Here is a 5,510-nt window from a genome sequence, read left to right as displayed (position 1 = left end):
GCCAAACGGCGCTGCGCGCCTGCCCCCGGATAAATCCCTCCACTCAGCCTGCCGATGGGGCCGGCACGTCAAAAGCTTTACTCGAGCTAACGCTCATCGTGTTTTATGGGTTATGGGTTATGGGTTATGGGCTGCGGTGACTCTTACAGCTTTTTCAGAATTTTCTGATATTGAGGCCGTCTGGTCTGGGGTGTTGTACTCGGTTCTCTGTGTTTATGAGTGATCGAGAGGTTTTTCATGAAGAAGCCGCCAGTGTTGAAAGGACGGTCCGATCCGGTGTTCGACTTGTTGGCGCGGGCGCCGCACAAGCAGCGTCTGGTGGATTATCTGGCGCTGCTCAAGCCTCTCGATGATCGGGGGCGTTATTTGCCTTTCGAGGATTTGCGCTATCGCTGGGCGCCGGGGCTGGACGCTCGTTTGTGTTGGGCACTGGTGAAGAGGGCGAGGGCTGCGCAGTACATCAATCTCCTGCCATTGGGTGAGCCGCCGCAGTGGGGCAAGTATTTGTTGACACCGTCGGCACGGAAAACCCTTTCGGCCGTCGATCTGCAGACGACTTCCGCTTCGCTGGAATGCATGACCGGGCAGATCGGCGAACGGTCGCATTTTGGTTATTTGCTCAATGATCTGATCGAAGACGAAGTGATCGCCAGCAGCCAGCTGGAAGGTGCGGCAACGACCACGCGAGTGGCCAAGGACATGCTCAAGTATCAACGGCAGCCGCGCACGCCGGATGAGCGCATGGTCATGGGCAATTACAGGATGATGAATTTCGCCTGGGAAAACCGTTACCAGCCCTTGAGCGTCGACTTGATCGCGGCAATGCATCGGGTGGGTGTCGAGGGGATCGATGACGCGCAATACAGTCCCGGTTTTTTCAGGACGAACGATGAAGTGGTGGTACAGGATGGCGATGGCAACACGGTGCATGCACCGCCGCCGGCTGTCGGGCTGGTGATGCGTCTGCAGAGGCTCCTACGCTGGATCAATCAGCCGCTCGGTTCACCTCAGGAAAGGGACTGCCTGCACCCGTTGATCAAGGCGATCACGCTGCATTTTTCTCTGGGCTACGAACATCCGTTTCGCGATGGCAACGGACGGGTTGCGAGGGCGTTGTTCTACTGGTTCATGTTCAAGCACGAGTTTTCGGCATTTCGCTACATTGCGATCAGTCCTTTGTTGCGCAATGCGCCGGTGAAGTACGGGCGGTCGTATCTGCATAGCGAGGCCGATGAGCTGGATCTGACGTATTTCATCGAGTTCCAGTGTTCGGTGATTCAGCGTGCAGTCAGTCGCTTCACGGATGTCTACCGCAAAAGCCTGGCGTACACGCAAGACTTTGAGCGCTGGCTGATGGCGTCGGGTTTTTTCGAGCGGCTGACGCCAAGGCAGCGGGCGCTGTATCAGGTGGCCAAGAGCGGAGTGGCGAAGGAGTTTACGGCGAGCAACGTAAGGGAACACCTGGGCTGTTCTTGCAGCACCGCGATGTCAGCCCTGAATGGATTGGTCGAGTTGCAGGTCTTCGAGAAAAGGAAAATGGGCTGCGAGTGGGTATTCTTTTTACGCAGTCCAGCCAGTGTGTTGAAGGACGGGAGCGAGTTGTCTCGCTCCCGTGCAGCGTCGGCCTAGAGCGTACCAAACACCTTCTTCGCCAGACTCGTCGCCGCAGCGGCCGGGTTCTTGCGGATGGTTTCTTCCTGTTTGCCGATCATCTCGAACAGGCCGTTCAGCGCTTGTTCGGTCACGTAGCTTTCGATGTTGGCGCTCTTCGCGTCGACCACCCCCAGCGTTGCAGCCTGGCCGGCGAACGAGTTGTATTTTTGCGCCACGCCGACCTTGTCGGTCGCCTGTTTGACGATCGGCAGGAACTTCGCTCGGATCTGTTCGCGACTGGTCTTGTCCAGGTATTGGGTGGCGGAATCGTTGCCGCCGCTGAGGATGCCTTTGGCGTCGGCCACGCTCATTTTCTTCACCGCATCGACCAGGATCGGCTGAGCCTGGGTCACGGCGGTTTCCGCGGCCTTGTTCATGGCGGTTTCCAGCTCATCGACCTGGGCGCCCATGCCAAACGCTTTCATCTTGCCGGCAACCTTGCCGAGTTTGCCCGGCAGCTCGATTTTCACGTCCGGGTTATTGCTGAAACCGCCCGGGGTGCCAAGTTGTTTGACGGCCAGTTGCGCGCCCTGGGTCAGGGCGTCCTTGAGGCCGCCGGTGGCGTCGCCTTGCGACAGATCGCCGAGGGACAGGGCCAGCACGTTGGCGGAGATCATCAGGCCCGCGCACAGGCCGGCGAAGCGAAGGGTAGGGCGGAGCATGCAGGCTTCCTTGTTCGATAAGCGTTAGCGGGCAGCGTCGACGCGGATCTTCAGTGGCTGCGGATCCTTGCCATCCAGCTGCACGGCATGGTTTTCGGTGGTGATGAACATCAGCTCGCCATTGACTTCGATGCGGGCACTGACGGAGTAGCGATGGCCAGGTTTGACCTGGGCCGGATCGTAGCTCAAGTGGAACGGCAGAGGAACCTGGCCTTTGACCGGGCCTTTCTGTTCATCGAGCACGACAGCAGGCGCATCGGCCAGCGAAACGTCCTGCAGGCTCACGCTCAAGGTCGCGCTTGGCGGCAGAGCGATGCGTTGCAGGTAGAACACTTCGCCGTCGAGACTCGCTTTGCCGCCCGGTGTGGTGGACTGGCAGGCGCTGAGCAATGTGGCCGCGGCCAGCAGGGAAATTTTTTTCATCGGAATTCTCCGTATCGACGGCGCCAGAAGAAGCCTGACGCCTTCAGGAATTTAGTCGTTTTGCGTGGAGGCGGCGGGCTGATCGGCCGCATCTTCGCTGCGATGCAAGGCCACCTGACGGATCGACAGACGAATTTCCGCCGGCAGTACCCGCTTGGCTGCACCTTCGGCCAGTTCGCCGAGCAGTTCGTGATAGCTCAACTTGCCTGCTTCGTCGCGACGCAACACATCGAGGTCGAGCATGGTCTGGATGAAGTGACGGAACAGGCTCTTGTCGAAGAACTCGGGCGCGTTCAGACCATGCAGGATCGACAGGCGCTGGGCCATGACCGTGCACAGATCTTCCAGTTCTTCGGCGCTGAGGGCGTTCTGACCGGCGTTGAGCAGCAACGATACCGTCATGTAGAAGCGCTGCAGGGTCTGGGCGATGCTCTTCGACAGCAGGGTCAGCAGCACGAAATGCCGTGAACTTGGAGCGGGGCGCAGGTAAACGTCTTTATCGAAGCGCAGCAGGCCTTGTTCGACAAAGGCCTCCAGCCACTGATCGATCACCGCATCCAGTTCTTCCAGGCTCCAGCGGATGAACAACTCCGCCTGCAGGTACGGATACAGCGCGCGGGTGTAGCGCAGGATCTGTTCGCGGCTCATGCGCGAAGTGCTCTGGAAGAAACTCGCCAGCAATGCCGGCAGGGCGAAGATGTGCAGCACGTTGTTGCGGTAGTAGGTCATCAGGACGGCGTTCTGCTCGTCCAGATAGAGAATCTTGCCCAGCGCATCGTTCTGCTCGGACAGCAGATCCATGTCTTTGACGTGTTCGATCAACGCCCGGCCATCGCCTTCCGGCAGGGTGGTGTGCGGCGAGTACGGGACTTTGCGCAACAGCGCCAGGTACAGATCCAGCACTCGCGCCATGGCGCGGTCGTCCAGTGCCAGGCGAGTGGTCGAGAGCAGCGCCAGCGCCACCAGATTGACCGGGTTGATCGCCGCTGCTTCGTTCAGATGCTGCGCGACTTTCTCGCCGAGACGGTTGGTGGTTTCGTTGAGCCACGCAGGCTTGTACTGCGGGCCCAGTTCCTGCTGGCGCCAGCCCGGCTGCTCGCTGTCGAGGAATTCTGCCAGTTTGATCGGCTCGCCGAAGTTAACCGCCACCTGGCCGAAGCGCTGTTTGAGGGCACCGATGACTTTGAAGATGTCGAAGATCGATTCTTTCTTCTTGCTCGCGCCACGCAGTTCGCCGAGGTAAGTCCGGCCTTCAAGCACGCGCTCGTAGCCAATGTACACCGGCACGAACACGATCGGCATCCGCGAGGAACGCAGGAAGCTGCGCATCGTGATCGCCAGCATCCCGGTTTTCGGCTGGAGCATGCGCCCGGTGCGCGAGCGCCCGCCCTCGACGAAGTACTCGACCGGAAAGCCTTTGGTGAACAGGGTGTGCAGGTATTCGTTGAATACCGAGGTGTACAGCGGATTGCCCTTGAACGTGCGGCGCATGAAGAACGCGCCGCCACGACGCAGCAGACCGCCTATCACCGGCATGTTGAGGTTGATCCCGGCGGCAATGTGCGGCGGCGTCAGACCGTTGCGGAACAACAGATAGGAGAGCAACAGGTAGTCGATATGGCTGCGGTGGCACGGCACGTAGATCACTTCGTGACCCGGGGCGACCTTCTGCACGCCTTCGATGTGGTTGACCTTGATCCCGTCGTAGATCTTGTTCCAGAACCAGCTCAGTACCACTTCCAGAAAGCGGATCGCGGTGTAGGTGTAATCCGAAGCGATCTCGTTACCGTAGCGCAGGGCCTGGGCTTTGGCTTTTTCCAGGGAGATGTTCTCGCGCTCGGCTTCGTCGAGGATGGCCTGCCTGACCAATGGCTGGTTGAGCAGGCCCTTGACCAGATTGCGCCGGTGGGAAATGTCCGGGCCGATCACCGCCGCTTTCAGGTTGCGAAAGTGCACTCGCAGGATCCGCTGGGCCATGCGCACGGTGCGCTCGTGGCCCTTGTTGTGTTCGATCAGTTCGCGCAGGTGGATCGGCGCGGAGAACTGCACCCGGGTCTTGCGTCCCAGCACGATGATGCTCAACAGCCGGCGCAGACGCCCGGTGACCGCCCAGCTGTCGGCGAACAGCAGTTTCCAGGGGCTGTTTTCGCTGTCCGGCGACTGGCCCCAGAACACGCTGACCGGAATGATCTGCGCGTCTTCGGCGGCATTCTGGCTGAGGGCGCTGACCAGCCGGGTCAACGTCGGTGGTGCGCCGCGTTTGTCCTGACGGCCGAGCCAGTCCGGGTCCGGCGTCAGATAAAAGAACGCCGCCGGTTCGATCAATGAACCCACGGACACCGGCAGCACCGGGCGCGGCAGGCCGGCCTTGGTGCACTCGGTGTCGACCACGGCCAGATCGGTCAGCGAAGGGTTTTGCAGGACATAGAACACCGGACGACTGCGGTCGAGGTTGAGGGTGAACGACGACTGGTTGATCGTCTCGGAGCGAACCCAGAGATACAACAGTCGGCGCAAGGTGCCAAAAACAAGACGGCGGAACGGGGAACGGGTCATACGGCTTCTGCGTGAGTGGATAAACCAAGCGTTTGCTCGACAGTTTGCCGTATTCATCGAAAATCGGCAAAAAAGCGGCGAAGTAATCTCCTGTTGAGAGTTTCGTCGCCTGTCATATACTCGGCGGTCTGTCGCCGGGGCCCTTTTATGGACGTCGGACGCAGGCTGACGTTCCGCAAAGGCTTTCCTGCGAAAAGCCTGTTCAATAATAAAAAA

At 59.7% G+C, this 5,510-nt stretch carries 4 protein-coding genes; 1 reads left to right on the top strand and 3 read right to left on the bottom strand.

Translation table 11 applies throughout. From position 1 onward, the window contains the following. The first annotated feature begins 237 nt into the window (after positions 1-237). Positions 238-1,629: a Fic family protein gene (locus BBF94_RS22340; RefSeq protein WP_065261137.1), complete on the top strand. Its 1,392-nt coding sequence runs from the start codon at positions 238-240 to the stop codon at positions 1,627-1,629. Here BBF94_RS22340 and BBF94_RS22335 read toward each other — a convergent pair. From BBF94_RS22335 to plsB, 3 genes are read right to left on the bottom strand one after another with little or no spacing between them, the layout of a single operon-like run. Beyond that, the gene (locus BBF94_RS22335; protein ID WP_065261136.1) at positions 1,626-2,315 is read right to left on the bottom strand and encodes a DUF4197 domain-containing protein; all 690 of its coding nucleotides are present in this window, start codon (positions 2,313-2,315) and stop codon (positions 1,626-1,628) included. The two genes, BBF94_RS22340 and BBF94_RS22335, sit on opposite strands and share 4 nt — an antisense overlap. Positions 2,316-2,339: 24 nt before the next feature. Further along, on the bottom strand, positions 2,340-2,738 hold the full coding sequence (locus BBF94_RS22330) for a YbaY family lipoprotein (protein WP_065261135.1): 399 nt from the start codon (positions 2,736-2,738) through the stop codon (positions 2,340-2,342). 51 nt (positions 2,739-2,789) lie between these two features. After that, entirely contained in the window at positions 2,790-5,294 is a 2,505-nt protein-coding gene (gene plsB, locus BBF94_RS22325) for a glycerol-3-phosphate 1-O-acyltransferase PlsB (protein ID WP_065261134.1), read from the bottom strand. Between the last annotated feature and the right edge of the window lie 216 nt (positions 5,295-5,510).

The sequence above is a fragment of the Pseudomonas bananamidigenes genome, assembly GCF_001679645.1.
Classification (GTDB): Bacteria; Pseudomonadota; Gammaproteobacteria; order Pseudomonadales; family Pseudomonadaceae; genus Aquipseudomonas; species Aquipseudomonas bananamidigenes.
The sequence above is the reverse complement of the archived record's forward strand: the minus strand, read 5'-3'. Positions and strand labels throughout refer to the sequence as shown.